This is a genomic window from Saccharopolyspora sp. SCSIO 74807, from assembly GCF_037023755.1.
Taxonomy (GTDB): Bacteria; Actinomycetota; Actinomycetes; order Mycobacteriales; family Pseudonocardiaceae; genus Saccharopolyspora_C; species Saccharopolyspora_C galaxeae.
This window is the reverse complement of the sequence record NZ_CP146100.1, coordinates 3,652,084-3,668,662: the sequence shown is the minus strand read 5'-3', so window position 1 is coordinate 3,668,662 and position 16,579 is coordinate 3,652,084. Positions and strand designations below refer to the sequence as shown.

Genomic DNA, 16,579 nt, shown 5'->3' with positions numbered 1-16,579 from the left:
ATGCCCACCCACGGCCACGGGAGTCAACGCTTCGGCACGACACCCGCGTAGGTCAGGAAGTCGGCGATGCCGAACTCGCTGCCCGCTCCGCCGATGTTGGGTTCCCAGCGCGGGAACACCGACAGGTACGACGCCGGGTCGGCTTGCAGGATGCCGATCAGCGTCTCGGCCACGATGCGTCCGCCCACGGGACCGAGCTGGCGGCCCCCGTGCAGCACCTCCGCCTCCTTGAGCAGGTAGTACCAGAGGTAGATCGGGCCCTCGCTGTCCAGTTCCTCGTCGGTCAGCGGGATCTCGCCGATCTTGCGTGCGATGTCCTGGCCCGACGGCAACTCCTGAGCTTCGCTGCGCAGCAGGTTGCGCACCACCAGCGAACCGAGCTGCGAGGGCAGGGCGCCCTCGCGGGCACCGGGCACCGCCCGCACCGGCAGGTCCAGCAGCCGACGGTTGAGCTTGGCCTCCAGCCGCTTCGCCTTCGCCGCCTCGATCTCCGGGTCGATCTGGAAGAAGTACCGCCAGTCCACCGCGTGCTCCGGGCGCACCGGGCCGCCGCGCAGATCACTGCGCGGTTGCTCGTCGGCCTCCGGGTCGAGCGGGAAGAGGTCGGCCGCGAACTCCGCGTTGACCTGGTAGCGCGAGCGAATGGTGGAGTGCCCGAAGCGGTATCCGGCCACCGCGAACTCCACCGGGATGAACGGCTGCTCGCCGGGGTCGTAGAAGCGCAGGCCGTTCTCGGTGATGTCCTCGATGAGGTCGGTCCCGACGATCTGCGGCAGGAATTGCCGGTGCAGAATCCACTGGTAGTGCCAGCGGGTCACCTGCTGGGCCTTGCGCAGGAGATCACCGTAGTAGTCCTCGAGCGCGAGCAGATCGTCCAGCTTGGCGCCTTCCACGTCATCCGGCGGGTCCGCGGGCTGCGCCGGGAAACCGGCCCCGAGGACGTCGGTGATCTGACCGGACCGCAGGTCATCGACGACCCTGTTGTGGAACTTGATGATCGCGAGGTGGAATTGCGCGATCAGCAGGTTCTCGTCGTTGCGCGGATCGCCGATCAACGCGATGTCGTTGCCGGTGCGCGCGAAGTCGTGTCCGCCGGGATCGAGTGCCAGCTTGGTGCCCTTGGATTCCGGGTCGTACAGGTACTCGTTGACGACCGGCCCGCCGCCGTAGACGTTGTCCAGGTCCAGCCGCGGTGGCCGGAAGTTGCGCAGTGCCTTCGGATCGACCTCCTGCCCGAGCATGCTGGTCGGGTCGAAGGTGACGTTGTGATCGACGAACTGGCCGAAGTAGGTGAATCCCGAGTCGAGCACGGTGCTGAGCTGTTCCTCGGTGGTTTCCCCGCCGTCGACCTTGCCACCGGGCAGGCCGAATTCCTCGGCTTTCGCCAGCCCGGTTGCTTCCCGCGGCGCAACCGTGGGGAACATCCGGCCGAACCGGCCACCGGCCGCTTCGCTGCCCGGCTGCACGTATTGCCCACGATTCTGCTGACCGTGCGATGCCATTGCTCGAACCCCCTGTTGTGAATGCGTGCTGGTGCCGAAAATCGGACCCCGGGCACTCGTGCGCATTCGGCGACACCGATCGCGCGGCACACCGGTAGGTGACCGGTCCGGACTGAGCCGAGCCTCGGCGCGATCGAAGAATCGATGCCGATCGTTCGCGGACGACTTCTCCCCAGATGTCCGCTGCTCCCCTGGATCCCTGAGCGGGATCGGCGAGACCGTCGATCCCGCCGCGGCTGAAGCTAGAGGCACCGCGTTCGCAGCAGCAAGCAGTTACCTACGGCTTCACTCGAACAGAGCAAAGTCGGGCTTTTTCGGTGCGGTCAGCGAGTTCTGCGCAGCGCCCACGCGCGCAGACCGCGGAAACCCTGCACTTTCGTAGGGCCGATGGACGTGAGGGAAAAGGCCGGGTTCTCCCGCAGCGCAGCCGCGAGCTCGCGATCCACCAGCACCGAGGCCGGACGTGCGACGGAGGTCAACCTGCTGGCGATGTTCACCGTGGATCCGTACACGTCACCGAACCGCGCCAGCACGGTGCCGCGTGCCAGTCCGATGCGCAGCGGTGGCAGCCTGCCTTCCCCGGTGATCTTCTCGTTCAGCGTCAGCGCGATCTCGGCCGCTTCCGCCGACGTGTCGGTGACGAACAGGACTTCGTCGCCGACCGTCTTCACGATCCGGCCGTGGTTCTCGGCGACCACACCGGTCGCCAGCTCCTCGAAGTCGTTGATCAGCCCCGCCAGCTCGACCTCGCTGAAGTCCCGGATCAGGCGGGTGTAGCCGACCAGGTCGGCAAAGCCGATCACCTGCACCCGCTCGTCCACCCCCGGGTCGCCCTCGCTGAGCTCGCGGGCGGCGGTCGCGGCCAGGTGCCGCCGCCAGACGTAGCCCTGCAGGTGGTCCATCACCGGCGTGATCGCCTCCGCGAATTGCGCGGTGATGTCCAGGTCTTCGGCGAAGCGGTCGCCGAGCACCGCTTTGAAGATTCCGACCTGCCATTCGGCCAGTCGCGACATGGTCTGCGCCAACGTCCTGGCGACCGCGGTCTCCACCTCGGAGGTGATCACCTCGGCGGAGACCAGCTGCACGAGCATCTGCAACGCCTGCACGTCGGCGTCGGTGAACACGACCGCCTCGTCGTCGACGTGCGCGAAGCCCATCGCCTGCCAGAGCCGTTCCGCCCGTGCGAGGTCCACACCAGCCGCCTCGGCCACGTCGGCCTTGCGGTACTTCGGGTGCCCGCCCAGCAGGGCCTCGCCGATCAGCGCCTCGCTGCCCATCGAGCGTTCCGCGTCCGGCCCGGAGGCCGCAGGGTCATCGCGAGGTTCGGACAACGAGCACATCGCAATCCGCCCGACGGCACACGTCCGCGGGCACCGAGCCGAGCAACCGGCCTTTGAGCGTGTTCAGCCCCCTGCTGCCGACGATCAGCAGATCCGCCGACGAGCTGTTGGCGGTCTCGATCAGCGAGTTCACCGGAGCGCCCACCACCGCGACGGTGTCCACGTCGGACGCACCCGCCTGCCGCGCCTCATCGGCGGCCTCCAGCAGCGTCTGCTCGGCAGGCGCGGAACCGACCACCTGGAACGCCTCGTCGCCGAGCTCGTCCTGAGCCTGCTCCACCTCGCGCTCGCTGCTCGGGTAGTAGGCGCACACGACGACCAACTTGGCAGCGGAGTCACGCGCGACCTCGGCGGCACGGCGCACCGCCCGCAACGAAGGCGGCGAGCCGTCGGTGCCGACGACGACGCTGCGGTAACTGGACATCTGGTGATCACCCTCCATCGCGTGACACGCACCTCGCGCGGACGTGAACACTAACGAGCGCGAAGCCGCCCCGTCACGCGAACATCGCACTCTCTCCCACCCGGACGCGGACTGGAGTCTCGGCCGGTCATCACGGCCGGTGCCGAGTTCCGCACGCAAGGCGAGATCGAACGGCGTCGCGGCCGCGACCTGTTCTTGATCATCGTAGGAGTGCACAACGAACACCGGCAAACCTCGTTGGCCCCGACAACCACCGGGCTTTCCCGGAGCGCGTATTTTTCGCCGGAATCGACGGACCCTCACCAGGAGGATGCCATGGCGGTACCAGGGCTCAGCCCGGGCAGCGGAGTACTGCGGCGCAAGCCGATCGACTCGATCGCCGAGGACAACGAGGAGTCCAGCACCGGGCTGCAACGAACCCTGGGGCTCTGGCAGCTCACCGCGATCGGGGTCGGCGGCATCATCGGCGCGGGGATCTTCTCGCTGGCCGGGGCGGTAGCGCACGGCAAGGCGGGACCGGCAGTGCTCGTCTCGTTCCTGATCGCGGGCATCGCAAGTGCCGCAGCGGCGTTCTCCTACGCGGAATTCGCCGGCATGATCCCGAAAGCGGGTTCGGCCTACACCTACGGTTACGCGGTGCTCGGCGAGGTGGTCGGCTGGCTGATCGGCTGGGACCTGCTGCTGGAGTACACCGCGATCGTGTCGGTGGTCGCGATCGGGATCTCCGGTTACTTCAACGAGCTGCTCGGCTTCCTGCACCTCGACCTGCCGATGTGGATGCTCGGCGCACCGGGCACCGAGGGAACCGACGCGCCGCCCGGCAGTTACAAGATCAACCTGTTCGCGGTGGTGCTGTGCCTGCTCATCGCGTTCGTGCTGAACCAGGGCATGCGCAATGCCGCCCGGTTCGAGAGCGCCCTGGTCTACCTGAAGGTCGCGATCGTGCTGCTGGTGCTGATCGTGGGCGCGTTCCACATCAAAGCGGGCAACTACACGCCGTTCTTCCCGTTCGGGATCAGCGGCGCGGTAACCGGGGCGGCGACCGTGTTCTTCGCGGTGTTCGGTTACGACGCGCTGAGCACCGCGGCCGAAGAGTCCAAGGAATCCCAGAAGCACATGCCGAAGGCCATCCTGTACTCGCTGATCATCTCGATGGTGCTGTACGTGCTGTGCTGCCTGGTGCTCACCGGGATGATCCCGTACCAGCAGATCAGCTCGGAGAGCGCGTTCGCGACCGCCTTCGCCGACGTCGGGCTGCCGGTGGTGGGCGCGATCATCGCGGTCGGCGCGATCCTGGGCATCCTCACCGTGCTGTTCACCTTCATGCTCGGCGCGACCCGAGTCGGGTTCGCGATGAGCCGGGACGGGTTGCTGCCGCGCTGGTTCTCCCGCACGCATCCGGTGCGCAAGGTGCCGTCCAGGTTCACCTGGCTGATCGGCATCGCCGCCGCCGCGATCGCCGGCCTGCTGCCGATCGAGGAGGCCGCGGAGCTGACCAACATCGGCATCCTGCTGGCGTTCGTCGTGGTGTGCGCGGCGGTGATCGTGCTGCGCTACCGGCGGCCCGACCTGCCGCGCGGCTTCCGCACGCCGGGGATGCCGATCGTGCCGGTGATCGGCATCGTGTTCTCGCTGTGGCTGGTGACGTTCCTGGAACCGCTGACCTGGTTGCGCTTCGGCGCCTGGTTCGTGCTCGGCTTGATCGTCTACGCCGCGTACGGATACCGGCACTCGCTGCTGCACCGCGGGCGTCAGCATGAGGAGTCCTGAGCCACCGTCGCTGCGCGGGGTGCCCTGCCTCGCCAGGTGGGGCCCTCGCAGCGAAATGGCCTGCGCGCACCGGCATAGCCCGGCCGCAATGCCGCCGAACGACGGATGGGCCGCCGCGGCCTTGCCGGCCGTGCAGTGTCGGCGGTGCGAAGTGCACGCGCTGGGCAATCCCGGGACGTACCCGACCGCGAGGCCGTGCTGTGTCCGGGGAACGACGCGTTCTTCCCCTGATGACGACGCGCTCGCTCTGGACGATCGGTCGCTCTCCCTGCAGAAGTGGGCTTTCTCCAGCGATGACGAGGTATCGGAACCGCCGTTCCGCGATGAGTCCACAATCACCCGATCCGCCCGTTCAACGGTGCCTTGCGTCACAGCGTCTTCCGGCGCCCCGGTTCTAGGGTGACCTCGTCGTCGATCAGGCGGCGCCGGTGCGGGATCGGCTGCGCGCGCCGCACCGGAGCCGATCCTCAACGTTGAGGGGTGTGCGCTGTGACGCGAGCCCGCGAACTGAGCCCGTACGTCGAATTGCACCGGCAGCAGTGGCGGGAACTGCGCAACTCGATGCCGCTGCCGCTCTCGCACGCGGAGCTCGAGGCGCTGCGCGGCCTCGGAGAACCGGTGGACCTCGAGGAGGTCGCCGACGTCTACCTGCCGCTGTCGCGGCTGATCAACCTGCAGGTGGCGGCCCGGCAGCGGCTGCACACCAGCACCACGACCTTCCTCGGCGAAGCCGCGCCGAAGGTGCCGTTCGTGATCGGCGTCGCGGGCAGCGTCGCGGTCGGCAAGTCCACCACCGCGCGGATCCTGCGCGCGCTGCTGGCCCGCTGGCCGGACCACCCGCAGGTCGACCTGGTGACCACCGACGGCTTCCTGCACCCGAAGGCGGAGCTGGTGCGGCGCGGCATCATGCACCGCAAGGGGTTCCCGGAAAGCTACGACCGGCGCGCTCTGCTGCGGTTCGTCACCGAGGTCAAATCCGGGGCCGAGGCGGTGTCCGCGCCGGTGTACTCGCACCGTGCCTACGACATCCTGCCCGATCAGGAACAGGTGGTGCGGCAGCCGGACATCCTCATCCTGGAGGGGCTGAACGTGCTGCAGCCGGGGCCGAGCCTGGCGGTCTCCGACCTGTTCGACTTCTCGATCTACGTGGACGCGCACACCGAGCACATCGAGCGCTGGTACACCGACCGGTTCCTGGCGCTGCGCGGCACCTCCTTCGCCGACCCCGATTCGCACTTCCACCACTTCGCCGGACTGTCCGATGAGGACGCCCGGGTCGAGGCGCGGCACCTGTGGCACACCATCAACCGGCCGAACCTGGTGGACAACATCCTGCCCACCCGGCCGCGTGCGACGTTGGTGCTGCGCAAGGACGCTGACCACGCCATCAACCGGGTGCGGCTGCGCAAACTCTGAGCATGCGGGCGGCCGCGATCGCCGCCCCGGCGGCTCGCGTCCGACCAGATCCGTCCACCGCACCGGCGGCGACCCGTTTCGCGGCTGATCGATGCCCGAGCGGTGCCGCGTGCACCGTCGATCGGCGACCTGGCGGTGATGGCGCGAACGGCAGCGGGGTGAACGGCCGAGCGAAGAACGGCGGGGAGATGAACGGCGGGGGCCGGGAAGTTCGCCGAGTCGGGATGTGCTGCGCTGGAGATCCATGCATTCCAGAGTGCCCGCATCGAACAGCGGTTCGCATCACTTGATCGGGTGGTCTCGGCGCGGGCCGCTCATCGGTTCCGCTCGTTGCGCCGGTGCAGCAGCAGGTGCAGGTGCGCAGCGAGCCGCTCGGCAGGATCGGACAGATCGATCCCGCTGATCTCGCCGGCCCGCCGGATGCGGTAGCGCAAGGTGTTCGGGTGCACGTGCAGCGCGGCACTGGCCGAACGCACGTCGCCGAAGGACTCCAAGTAGCTCAGCAACGATCTGGCCAGCGCACCGGCGTGCTCCGCGTCGTGCGCGCACAGCGCGTCGATCCTGGGATCGCGGAAGCGCTCGTTGCCGCCGAGAACGGTGAGCAGCTCGCTGAGCACCACCCGCGCCCGCACGTCCGCGATCGTCGCTATCCGGTTGTCCACGTCGTGCGCCATCGCGTCCAGGACGCGGTCCGCTTCGGCCCGCGAGCGCGATACGTCCTCCAGCGTCGGCACCGCCGCCCCCACACCGGCCTGCACCCCGGCGCGCAGGTGCTGTCCCGCGGCCGCGACGATCTCCCTGGTCATCCCGAGCACGCCGGAAAGCGCGGTCCCGGGCAGGTCGGGCAGCAGCGCGTACACCCGCGAACCGAGGTTGGTGACCAGCGCGCTGCGCCGATAAGCGGCCGCGTGCACGGAGATGAGGCTGGTCATCTCGGTGCGCTCCAGTTCCAGCTCGGACCGGTCCGAAACCCCGGCGCGCCCGCGCAGGGTGAACACGACGACCACCGCCGGGCGGTCCGCATCGGCGCCGATGTTGCCCGCCACGGAGGCGGCGTCGACCTTGCCGTCCAGCAGCCCGGCCAGCAGGTTCTCCCGCAGCTTCGGCGCCGCGCTGGCCTCCGCCCGCTGCCGGATCAGGTGCACCGCGGCGACCCTGGCCGCGCCGAGCAGCGCGCGCTGCGAACGTTCCTCGAGCGGTTTCGCGCCTTCCTGCACCCAGATCGTGCCCAGCGGCTGCGAACCGGCGTGGATGCCGATCGCCATCCGGCGCCGAATGCCCAGCTCGGGACGTTCGCCGACGTGCACGATCTCCTCGCCGGAACGCAACCGCTCGTAGACGCCCCACTCGCGCAGCATCGCCAGGTACGATTCCGGCCCGCGCCGCCCCAGCACCGACAGCCTGCGCAGTTCGTCGACGTCGTCGTCGGAGCGGGAGTAGGCCAGCACCCGGCTGGCGGTGTCCTCGATGCTGACGATCCCGTCGGTCATCGCCGCCACGGTCTGGGCCAGCGAGAACAGGTCGCCGAGGGTTTCGCCGGCGTCGGCCTCCACCGTCAGCCGCGCGTTGTCCACGACCGAGCGAGCCAGCGACTCCAGCTGCTCCCACCGCACCTCGGGCCGCACGCCGAGCACCGCGACACCGGCGTCGAGGGCGGTGTCGCGCAGCGCCCGCGAGTCCTGATCGGTGTGCACCTTCACGGCCACCGCGGCCGCCCCGTCCCGTGCCGCGGAGCGCACCTGCCGCACCGCGGACCGCCCGCGCGCACCGATCACCAGCACGAGGTCGCCGGGATGGGTCTCGGCGTCCTCGTCCGGGTCGATGATCACGACATCGCACACGTGCTGGTCGAAGCCGCGCGGCGCGGCGAGCAGGTCGACCAGGGGCTCACCGACCGCCACGAGCAGTTGCCGCAGCGGAGCCCCGGGCAGCGGAATGGTCTTGTCCAACCGAACAACACGCTCCCCTCAATGATGGCTGATCGTACAGCCGCGCGGCGCTTCCACGCTCCTAGTCTTCGAATAACCCGGTTCTTCCTCCGAAAGGCCGGGGAACCCCGCCAACAACGCACTACGCGCGAGGAGGCGACATCGCCATGGACGCCATCACCACCGTCCCGGCACCGGTCAACGAGCCGGTGAAGTCCTACGCCCCCGGTTCGGCCGAGCGGGACTCGCTGCAGAAGCGGATCGCCGAGTTGGAGTCCGAGCGCGCCGAACTCACCAGCACCATCGCGGGCGAACAGCGCATGGCGGGTGGCACGCCGTTCGACGTGGTGCAGCCGCACAAGCACGCCCACGTCCTGGGCACTTCCGCAGAGGCCACCCGCGCGGACGTCGCCGACGCGGTCCGGGCCGCGAAGCGAGCCGCTCCGGAATGGGCCGCAACGCCGTTCGACGAGCGCGCCGCCGTGCTGCTGCGCGCCGCGGATCTGCTGTCCGGTCCGTGGCGGGACACCATCAACGGCGCCACCATCCTCGGGCAGTCCAAGTCGGTGCAGCAGGCCGAGATCGACGCGGCCTGCGAGTTCATCGACTTCCTGCGGTTCAACGTGCACTACGGCAACCGGATCCTGGCCGAGCAGCCGAACTCGGTGCCCGGCGAGTGGAACCGGATGGAATACCGGCCGCTGGACGGGTTCGTCACCGCGATCACGCCGTTCAACTTCACCGCGATCGCCGGGAACCTGCCGACCGCTCCGGCGTTGATGGGCAACACGGTGGTGTGGAAGCCGACGCCGTCGCAGCAGTTCGCCGCGCACTTCACCATGCGGATGCTGGAGGCGGCCGGGCTGCCCCCAGGCGTGATCAACCTGGTCACCGGGCGCGGCGAGGCGGTCAGCGAGGTGGCGCTGGCCGACGAGGACTTCGCCGGGCTGCACTTCACCGGCTCCACCGCGACGTTCAAGAAGCTGTGGCGGACCGTCGGCGACAACCTCGACGGCTACCGCAGCTACCCGCGCATCGTCGGCGAGACCGGCGGCAAGGACTTCATCGTCGTGCACCCTTCGGCCGAGCGGGAGCCGCTGGCCACGGCGTTCGCCCGCGGCGCGTTCGAGTACCAGGGCCAGAAGTGCTCGGCGGCGTCCCGCGCCTACGTGCCGCGGTCGATCTGGGAGTCCGGGCTGCGCGAGGAGCTAGCCGACCTGGCGCGGCAGATCAGCTTCGGCGACGTCACCGACTTCTCGCACTTCGGTGGGGCGGTGATCGACGCGCGCGCGTTCGCCAAGCACCGCGCCGCGCTGGACCGGGCGGCGAACACCGCCTCGCTCGAGGTGCTGGCAGGCGGCGGCTACGACGACTCGACCGGCTACTTCGTGGAGCCGACCGTGCTGGTCGGCACCGACCCGGCGGACGAGGCGTTCACCACCGAGTACTTCGGACCGATCATCGCGGTGCACGTCTACGACGACGCCCGCTACTCGGAGATCCTGGACGTGGTGGACGGCTCCAGCCCGTACGCGCTGACCGGCGCGGTCTTCGCCACCGACCGCTCGGCGATCGACGAGGCGCACCGCAAGCTGCGCCATGCCGCCGGGAACTTCTACGTCAACGACAAGCCCACCGGCTCGATCGTGTCCCGGCAGCCCTTCGGCGGCAGCCGCGCGTCCGGCACCAACGACAAGGCGGGTTCGCTGTTCAACATCCAGCGCTGGACCAGCCCGCGGGCGATCAAGGAGACGTTCGTGGCGCCGACCCGGCACACCTACCCGCACATGGGCTGACCCCGCTTCCCGCCGCACTAGAGGAGATCCGATGCTGCGCACGGCATTGCTGGCGGCGGCGCGGGAGCCCCGCGTCCGCCACCTGGTCGAGGCCAACCCGCTCACCCGCTCCGTCGTCGACCGCTACATCGCCGGAACGACCGCCCAGGACGCGGTCCGCACCACGCGCGCGCTGGCCGATCATGGCCTGCACGTCACCCTGGACCACCTCGGGGAGGACACCACCGACGCGGACAAGGCTGCCGCGACGGTGGCGGCGTACCGGACGGTGCTGGACTCGCTCGGCTCGGCCGGGCTCGCCGATCGAGCCGAAGTTTCGGTGAAGCTGTCCGCAGTGGGCCAGTTCCTGCCCGGTGACGGGGCGAAGATCGCGCTGGCGAACGCGCAGCGGATCTGCGAGGCGGCCGCGGCGGTGGGCACCACGGTCACCTTGGACATGGAGGACCACACCACCACGGATTCCACTTTGGACATCTTGCGGGATCTGCGGGTGGACTTCCCATCGGCGGGAGCGGTGCTGCAGGCGTACCTGCGCCGCACCGAGCAGGACTGCCGGGACCTGGCGTCGGCGGGCTCACGAGTGCGGCTGTGCAAGGGCGCCTACGCCGAGCCGGAGTCCGTGGCCTTCCCGGACAAGTCCGAAGTGGACCGTTCTTACGTGCGGTGCCTGAAGACGCTGATGAACGGCGAGGGCTACCCGATGGTCGCCACGCACGATCCGCGGATGGTGGCGATCGCCGACGACCTGGCGCAACGGGCCGGGCGGTCACCGGAAAGCTTCGAGTTCCAGATGCTGTACGGGATCCGCCCGGCCGAGCAGGAACGACTCGCCGCGGAGGGCAAGCGGCTGCGCGTCTACCTCGCCTACGGCGACGAGTGGTACGGGTACTTCATGCGCCGGTTGGCCGAACGCCCCGCGAACATCGCCTTCTTCGCCCGATCGCTGCTCGGGAGGGGCTGAGCGGTACCGGTGCGCTCACGCCGCAGGTACGGGCGGCTGCGGGTAGGGCTGGTGGCAGACGGCCTGGTTGATCGCGTCGGCGGCGTCGTAGATGATCGGGACCGCCCGTTCGCCCAGCATGAAGACGTTCAGCGACATCGACACCTGTTGCCTGCCGTCGGCCGTGGAGAACGCATAACTGCTGTAGCCGGGGATCGAGCCGGTGTGGCCCCACAACGTGACACCGCAGGTCAGCTCGATGTTCTCCAGACCGAGTCCGTAGTCGGGAAAGACCGGGTCGCCACCGGGCACGGCCCGCAGCATCTCGTCGACCAGCGGACGCGGCAGCAGCTCGCCGCGGAACAGCGTGCGGTAGAAGCGGTTCATGTCCGCTGCACCGGAGACCATCCCGTACGACGCCCACGCGAACGACGGATCGAGCTCGGTCAACGGGTACCTCGTCGGATCGCCGGTCTGCTCGGGCAGCACGTGGTGACCGGTCGCGTGCGGCCCGTTGATCAGCGGGTAGTGCACCGGCAGGTAGCTCTGCCGCATCCCGGCTGGACCGAGGACGCGATGTTGGAACACCGCGCTCAACGGCTCACCGGTGAGCTCCTCGACGATCATGCCGAGCACGATGTAGTTGGTGTTGCTGTAACTCCACTGCTGACCGGGTTCGGCGACCGGCCCGTGCGCGATGGCCAGGTCCACGAGCTGGCGAGGTGCGAAGGGCCGGTGCACGTAATCATCGGGAAATCGGAACTCCGGCGCCTGCGCGTAATCGAAGAGCCCACTGGTGTGCTGCAGCAGGTTCCGCACGGTGATCCGCTCGTCCCCCGGAACCACGTCCGGCAGCACTTCGGCCAGCGGCTGGTCGAGACCGAGGCGGTTTTCGTGCACCAGTTGCAGCACGATCGTCGCCGTGACGCTCTTGGTGAGGCTGGCGACCCGCCACCGCCCCCGCTGCGGCACCGGCGCACCGGTCCGCAGGTCAGCAACACCGCTGCGCAACACGGTTTCCGAGCCCGGCTCGGAGTGCCGGTACAGCACACCCGGCACACCTTGCTCGACCATGCGGTCCAGCGCGTCCTGCACCTGCGGCTCGGCGGGCGCCGCCGCCACCTGCCCCGGTGCGCACAGCAGCACCAGGGCCGTGGCGACGAGACTCCACGTTCGCTTCGCCATCCGCCCTCCTCGATCAAGGAGGAGGCTACTCGCGCGACCCCGCCGCAGACGATCTTGCTGTTCGCTGCACGTCCGCCTGCCATGCGTCCGGCCGCCCCACCGCCGGCCAGGACGACGCAGATCGTGCTCCGTTTCCGCGATTTGGCCGGTCGGCGCACCAGGCGCGGCGAGTGGGCCCGGCTCAGCCCGGTTCGGAATCAGCCCGTTCGGTCCCCTCCGCGCTGACGTCCACGCGCACCCGGGAAATCCGCAAGCCTTCCATGGCCAGAACGGTGAACTCGTGCCCCAATGCGCGCACGGATTCACCGGCGGCGGGAATGCGGCCGAACCGCCCGAGGACGAATCCGGCCAACGTGTCGTACGGCCCCTCCGGCAGCACGACACCGGTCTTGTCCTCAACGTCGTTGCGGTGCAGCATCCCGTCGAGCTCGAAGACACCGGCAGCGGACGTGGTCGCCGCGCGCCCACCGGGGTCGTACTCGTCCCAGATCTCCCCGACGATCTCCTCGACGAGATCTTCGACGCTGACGATGCCATCGGTGCCGCCGTACTCGTCGGCGACGACGGCCAAGTGGCTGCCGTCGCGGCCGCGCATCCGGGTCAGCGCGGCCAGCACCGGCTTGGTGCCCGGCATGACGGCGATCGGGCGTGCCAGCCCGCCGACCGTGCTCGCGCCGCGGCGGCCGCGGGTCGCGGTGTACAGATCGCGGATGTGCACGAACCCGACCACGTCGTCGGGCGATGCTTCCCGCATCACCGGGTAGCGCGAGTGCGGTTTTCCCGCGACCTCGTCGGCCGCCTCCCGCGGTGACATCGCGGCGTCCAGGAAGTGCACCTCGGTGCGGGGAACCATGACTTCGCTGAGCACCCGATCACCTGCCTCGAACGCGTCGATGATCAGCCGGCGCTCCTCCACGGTGAGCTGATCGCTGGCGCGGACCATGTCGCGCAGCTCCTGCTCGCTCACCGAACCTTCCGCCTCCCGCGGGCTCAGCCCCATCAGCCGCACCACGGCGTTCGTCGACTTCGACAGCAACCAGATCACCGGACGGCAAGCTGTCGCCACCGCGTCGAGCACTCCGGCCGCCGTGAGCGACACCGCCTCGGGCTTCTGCAACGCGAGCCGCTTCGGCGCCAACTCGCCGAACACGAGCGAGAGGTACGAGACGAACACCGTCACCGCGATCAACGACACCGTGGCCGACAGCCCCGCGGGCAGTCCCCAACCGGACAGCGCGGGTTCCAGCCGCACGGCGATCGTCGCCCCGCCGTAGCTGGAGGCGAAGAACCCGGTGAAGGTGACGCCGATCTGCACGGCGGACAGGAACCGGTTCGGATCGGCTTTCAGCCGTGCCACGCCCCTACCGCGCCGTCCGGCTTCGGCGAGCCGGTGGACCTGGGCGTCCCGGAGCGAGACCAGCGCGATCTCCGCAGCGGCGAAGAAGCCGCCGAGCAGGACGAACAGCAGAACCAACGCCAGGTTCGCCGCGACGCCATCCATCCCGCAATCGTGACCGCCGAATCCCCGGACCACCAGCGGGCGGCGCGTCCACCGCCGCAGCGAGGAGAATCATCGGGGCGATCAAACCAGCCAGCACCGAATGCGCCACCGAGAACCGGGAAGGCCGACCAGCAGATCACGGATGCATGCGCGCTATGCCGGCGCGCACGGTCGCAACCACATCGGGATTCTATGATCAGTCCCACTTGACCCGCCATTTCAAGCGCGTGCTCGGCGTTGCGCCCGGCGCGTACGCCCGCAGCAGCCCCGGCCTCGACAACGTGTCGCGTCGAGCCGAAATGAGGAAACCGCGGCAGCCTCGTAGGACGAACCCCCTACGAAAGGCCGCGCTCGGGCGGGCATTCGGTCCGACGCCCTTCCTGCCGGCAACGGCCAGTTCCGACTCCTGTAGAACAACCTCGGCAGGCACCGAAACACGCTCATGCGATTTCTGCAGAATACCGTTATTACACACTGTAACCCTGGTTGAGGCGGACAGGTGACCACCTCGGCCATTATGATGAAGCATTCTAGACGCTGTTGATGTCACCCGCCTGAGCGATGTGCTCGTTTCGGTTCCCGCCTGTAGATTTCACCATCGACCGGCACGGATACGGAGGTCAGTAGTGGATTAGCAACCGAGACGTCCCTGCTCGTCAGCCGTTGGACGGTAGTCGGCTTGCCGTGTACGGAAGCGGACTCAGCGACAGGGACTCCGTCGCCAGCGTTCGCTGCACCAGAGCAATAACAAGAATCCACATCTTGGACCACCCGCAAAGTCGGAGAAGAAGGCGGCACGACCGTCATTCGTATCGATATCTCCGACGGCGGCAACACGTTCTGCCTCGATGCCGGCAGCGACGAACCCGAGGTCGGCCCGGGCAGCCAGGTGAGGATCACCAAGACCGCTGGCTCGGACCAGCAGAAGTGGCACGTCCGGGAGGACTGGCGCGGGGCGAAGCTGCTCAACTTCGCCCCGTACCTGAATTGGGGATCCGGGCTGGGCATGAGGACCACTTCGGAAACCACTCGCACGACGAAGCAGTGCTGGTCAGTAACATTCCGTCGACGAACCAGCTGTAGTACCGGAGCCACAACGACTACTCGGACATCATCCGGAATTAGCAGTCGAGCGGCCATGGGAACGGCGAAGCGGTTGCCAAACTCCACGCCCTCTGCATTGCCGCTCCCGCACAAAGAGTTGGGATGGTATTATCATGCTTGGCTTGGATGAAACTAAAAACAAGCTGCTCAAAGACGGCGACGCTCTCTTTGGACGCGCCATCCGCGACATCCTCGGAAGTCTTCCTTTTGTGACGAAAGGGCGCGCCCATCGTACTTTTGATATCTCTATTGTGAACCTCAGCGACTACACCCTGACGCCGTGTTTCGTCCAGTTTCAACACGGGAGGATGTCGAGCTCCTCCGTTTCACCCGGCGGTTATATCGCAATTGATCCGGACGACCCCGGAGAGGACCATCGCAGTTGGCCGGGGCAAGGAGCGAAAGAGTACGAAATAATTCCGGGTGCCGGCGGTTGCATTGCCAGCGAGTCCAAAGGATTTGCGACCGGCGTAGAGGTGAGATGATATTTTTGTCACACCTCCCCGGCAACAAGTTCGGCGAAATTCTGCAAATACACTGGGACAACCCGTTCAAGGGGAGCAACGCGCTGGATGTGCGGCCCAACAAATCGGCTATCGATGCGGATTGGAGCGACATCCACGGAAATAACGCACAGGTCCTCTTGCACATCAAGAATTCCTGGCGCCCATGACCGGTGGCGGTGGGCGGTGCAGAGTGCGAGCCGGACCGGGTCGTGCAACTTCCGCGCTGCAGCCTGTCCCGCAGAGCCATGAACCGCTCCCGCAACCACCGATACCCGGTCTGCTTGAAGCACGTCGCATCGCCGCTGAGGCCACCCCCGCCGAAGCCGCTCACAACGCAGACTCGCCCGCGCACACGATCGACACCGTCCTCAGCAATGCCGTCACCGGCTTACAGCAGCTTTCGGCCGTCCTGCGGTGGAAGCTCATGAAAAACTGTGAACGGGTCGCCAGTCCAGATGCCGAGCTTGCTGCGGGAGCGGCACATAGTCGCATCCAGCTCGCGGAGCCTCGGGCGACGCTGATCCCGTTCTACCGCGAGTCGTACTCACTCCACGATATTGACTGCGCAATCGCAGCCTCGCGCTGAGCACACGCATCGACGACACACTGCGGATCCGTGGCTCGCGCGCGTCATCGAACTGCGGTCCCTGCACGTCGATGTCCCCGAAGAACCGGCTCAGGAGCGAGAAGTGCTCGTTGCCGGCGAAGGTCGGGCACAGCCGAACCACCAGCACCCCGGCTTTCCCGGCCGCGGCGCGGTCTCCCGCGCCGTGCCGAGGAAACCCCCAGCGTCGCGCGCATCCCGCTCGCTGCGCCCTGGCCGTTCTGCCGCGGGCCGGCGGGTACCCCGCCGCGATCGGGACGAAATCGGCGCCTGCGGCCTCGACGGGGCCCTGCCAGGCCTCGCCGGTCAGGTAGGAGACGCGGTGGCCGCGGCGAGTCAGCTCCTCGACCAGCGGCAGGGTCGGGTTCACGTGTCCGTGCGCGGGAATGATGGCGAAGGCCAAGTGGCGGGGCATGCTTCCTCGTCTGACGCGATAGATGAGATGCGGCCGCTTCGGATCCACAGCGTTTTTCCACGCTACGGATAAATCGCCATCAAACAAGTTTCCCGATAGTGACGCCGAATACACCCTGCCGACCCTGTTTCCGCGGATCAACGTGCAA

Annotated in this window: 12 protein-coding genes; 5 read left to right on the top strand and 7 right to left on the bottom strand. The window is 68.1% G+C overall.

All coding sequences use genetic code 11. The features are described from left to right. Window positions 1-23: 23 nt before the first annotated feature. The 3 genes from V1457_RS16925 to V1457_RS16915 all read right to left on the bottom strand — a co-directional run bounded on the left by V1457_RS16925 (window position 24) and on the right by V1457_RS16915 (window position 3,266). Window positions 24-1,502 (bottom strand): heme peroxidase family protein, encoded by a 1,479-nt coding sequence (locus V1457_RS16925; RefSeq protein WP_338595542.1) that lies wholly within the window; start codon window positions 1,500-1,502, stop codon window positions 24-26. A gap of 323 nt (window positions 1,503-1,825) precedes the next feature. Further along, the gene (locus tag V1457_RS16920) at window positions 1,826-2,842 is read right to left on the bottom strand and encodes an adenylate/guanylate cyclase domain-containing protein (RefSeq protein WP_407074695.1); all 1,017 of its coding nucleotides are present in this window, start codon (window positions 2,840-2,842) and stop codon (window positions 1,826-1,828) included. Beyond that, window positions 2,814-3,266, bottom strand: coding sequence for a universal stress protein (locus tag V1457_RS16915; RefSeq protein ID WP_200069858.1), 453 nt, complete (start codon window positions 3,264-3,266; stop codon window positions 2,814-2,816). The genes V1457_RS16920 and V1457_RS16915 overlap by 29 nt, the downstream gene beginning before the upstream one ends. A gap of 315 nt (window positions 3,267-3,581) precedes the next feature. Here V1457_RS16915 and V1457_RS16910 point away from each other — a divergent pair, with 315 nt between their 5' ends. Both V1457_RS16910 and coaA read left to right on the top strand, forming a co-directional pair. Further along, the gene (locus V1457_RS16910) at window positions 3,582-5,036 is read left to right on the top strand and encodes an amino acid permease (RefSeq protein WP_200069859.1); all 1,455 of its coding nucleotides are present in this window, start codon (window positions 3,582-3,584) and stop codon (window positions 5,034-5,036) included. Between the two features lie 489 nt (window positions 5,037-5,525). Further along, entirely contained in the window at window positions 5,526-6,452 is a 927-nt protein-coding gene (gene coaA / locus V1457_RS16905) for a type I pantothenate kinase (protein WP_200069860.1), read from the top strand. A 314-nt stretch (window positions 6,453-6,766) separates the two neighbouring features. Here coaA and V1457_RS16900 read toward each other — a convergent pair whose 3' ends face one another. Further along, window positions 6,767-8,401, bottom strand: a complete 1,635-nt coding sequence (locus tag V1457_RS16900; protein WP_338595537.1) for a helix-turn-helix domain-containing protein — start codon at window positions 8,399-8,401, stop codon at window positions 6,767-6,769. A 146-nt stretch (window positions 8,402-8,547) separates the two neighbouring features. On the opposite strand from V1457_RS16900, the gene pruA reads away from it, so the two are divergent. Both pruA and V1457_RS16890 read left to right on the top strand, forming a co-directional pair. Continuing rightward, window positions 8,548-10,176: an L-glutamate gamma-semialdehyde dehydrogenase gene (gene pruA / locus V1457_RS16895; RefSeq protein WP_295145735.1), complete on the top strand. Its 1,629-nt coding sequence runs from the start codon at window positions 8,548-8,550 to the stop codon at window positions 10,174-10,176. Between the two features lie 31 nt (window positions 10,177-10,207). Next, window positions 10,208-11,137, top strand: a complete 930-nt coding sequence (locus tag V1457_RS16890) for a proline dehydrogenase family protein (protein ID WP_338595535.1) — start codon at window positions 10,208-10,210, stop codon at window positions 11,135-11,137. A gap of 15 nt (window positions 11,138-11,152) precedes the next feature. Here V1457_RS16890 and V1457_RS16885 read toward each other — a convergent pair whose 3' ends face one another. Beyond that, entirely contained in the window at window positions 11,153-12,301 is a 1,149-nt protein-coding gene (locus tag V1457_RS16885) for a serine hydrolase domain-containing protein (protein WP_338595533.1), read from the bottom strand. Between the two features lie 181 nt (window positions 12,302-12,482). Next, window positions 12,483-13,802, bottom strand: coding sequence for a hemolysin family protein (locus V1457_RS16880; protein WP_338595532.1), 1,320 nt, complete (start codon window positions 13,800-13,802; stop codon window positions 12,483-12,485). Between the two features lie 1,226 nt (window positions 13,803-15,028). Here V1457_RS16880 and V1457_RS16870 point away from each other — a divergent pair. Continuing rightward, window positions 15,029-15,391 (top strand): hypothetical protein, encoded by a 363-nt coding sequence (locus V1457_RS16870; protein WP_338595531.1) that lies wholly within the window; start codon window positions 15,029-15,031, stop codon window positions 15,389-15,391. A gap of 443 nt (window positions 15,392-15,834) precedes the next feature. Here the strand turns inward: V1457_RS16870 and V1457_RS16865 are convergent, their stop codons facing one another. Then, window positions 15,835-16,518, bottom strand: a complete 684-nt coding sequence (locus V1457_RS16865) for a hypothetical protein (RefSeq protein WP_200069866.1) — start codon at window positions 16,516-16,518, stop codon at window positions 15,835-15,837. Window positions 16,519-16,579 lie beyond the last annotated feature (61 nt).

What these genes read in the sequence shown, in the direction of transcription:
- V1457_RS16925 (WP_338595542.1), bottom strand. Translation starts at nt 1,502, where the DNA reads ATGGCATCGCACGGTCAGCAGAATCGTGGGCAATACGTGCAGCCGGGC.
- V1457_RS16920 (WP_407074695.1), bottom strand. Translation starts at nt 2,842, where the DNA reads ATGTGCTCGTTGTCCGAACCTCGCGATGACCCTGCGGCCTCCGGGCCG.
- V1457_RS16915 (WP_200069858.1), bottom strand. Translation starts at nt 3,266, where the DNA reads ATGTCCAGTTACCGCAGCGTCGTCGTCGGCACCGACGGCTCGCCGCCT.
- V1457_RS16910 (WP_200069859.1), top strand. Translation starts at nt 3,582, where the DNA reads ATGGCGGTACCAGGGCTCAGCCCGGGCAGCGGAGTACTGCGGCGCAAG.
- pruA (WP_295145735.1), top strand. Translation starts at nt 8,548, where the DNA reads ATGGACGCCATCACCACCGTCCCGGCACCGGTCAACGAGCCGGTGAAG.
- V1457_RS16890 (WP_338595535.1), top strand. Translation starts at nt 10,208, where the DNA reads ATGCTGCGCACGGCATTGCTGGCGGCGGCGCGGGAGCCCCGCGTCCGC.
- V1457_RS16885 (WP_338595533.1), bottom strand. Translation starts at nt 12,301, where the DNA reads ATGGCGAAGCGAACGTGGAGTCTCGTCGCCACGGCCCTGGTGCTGCTG.
- V1457_RS16880 (WP_338595532.1), bottom strand. Translation starts at nt 13,802, where the DNA reads ATGGATGGCGTCGCGGCGAACCTGGCGTTGGTTCTGCTGTTCGTCCTG.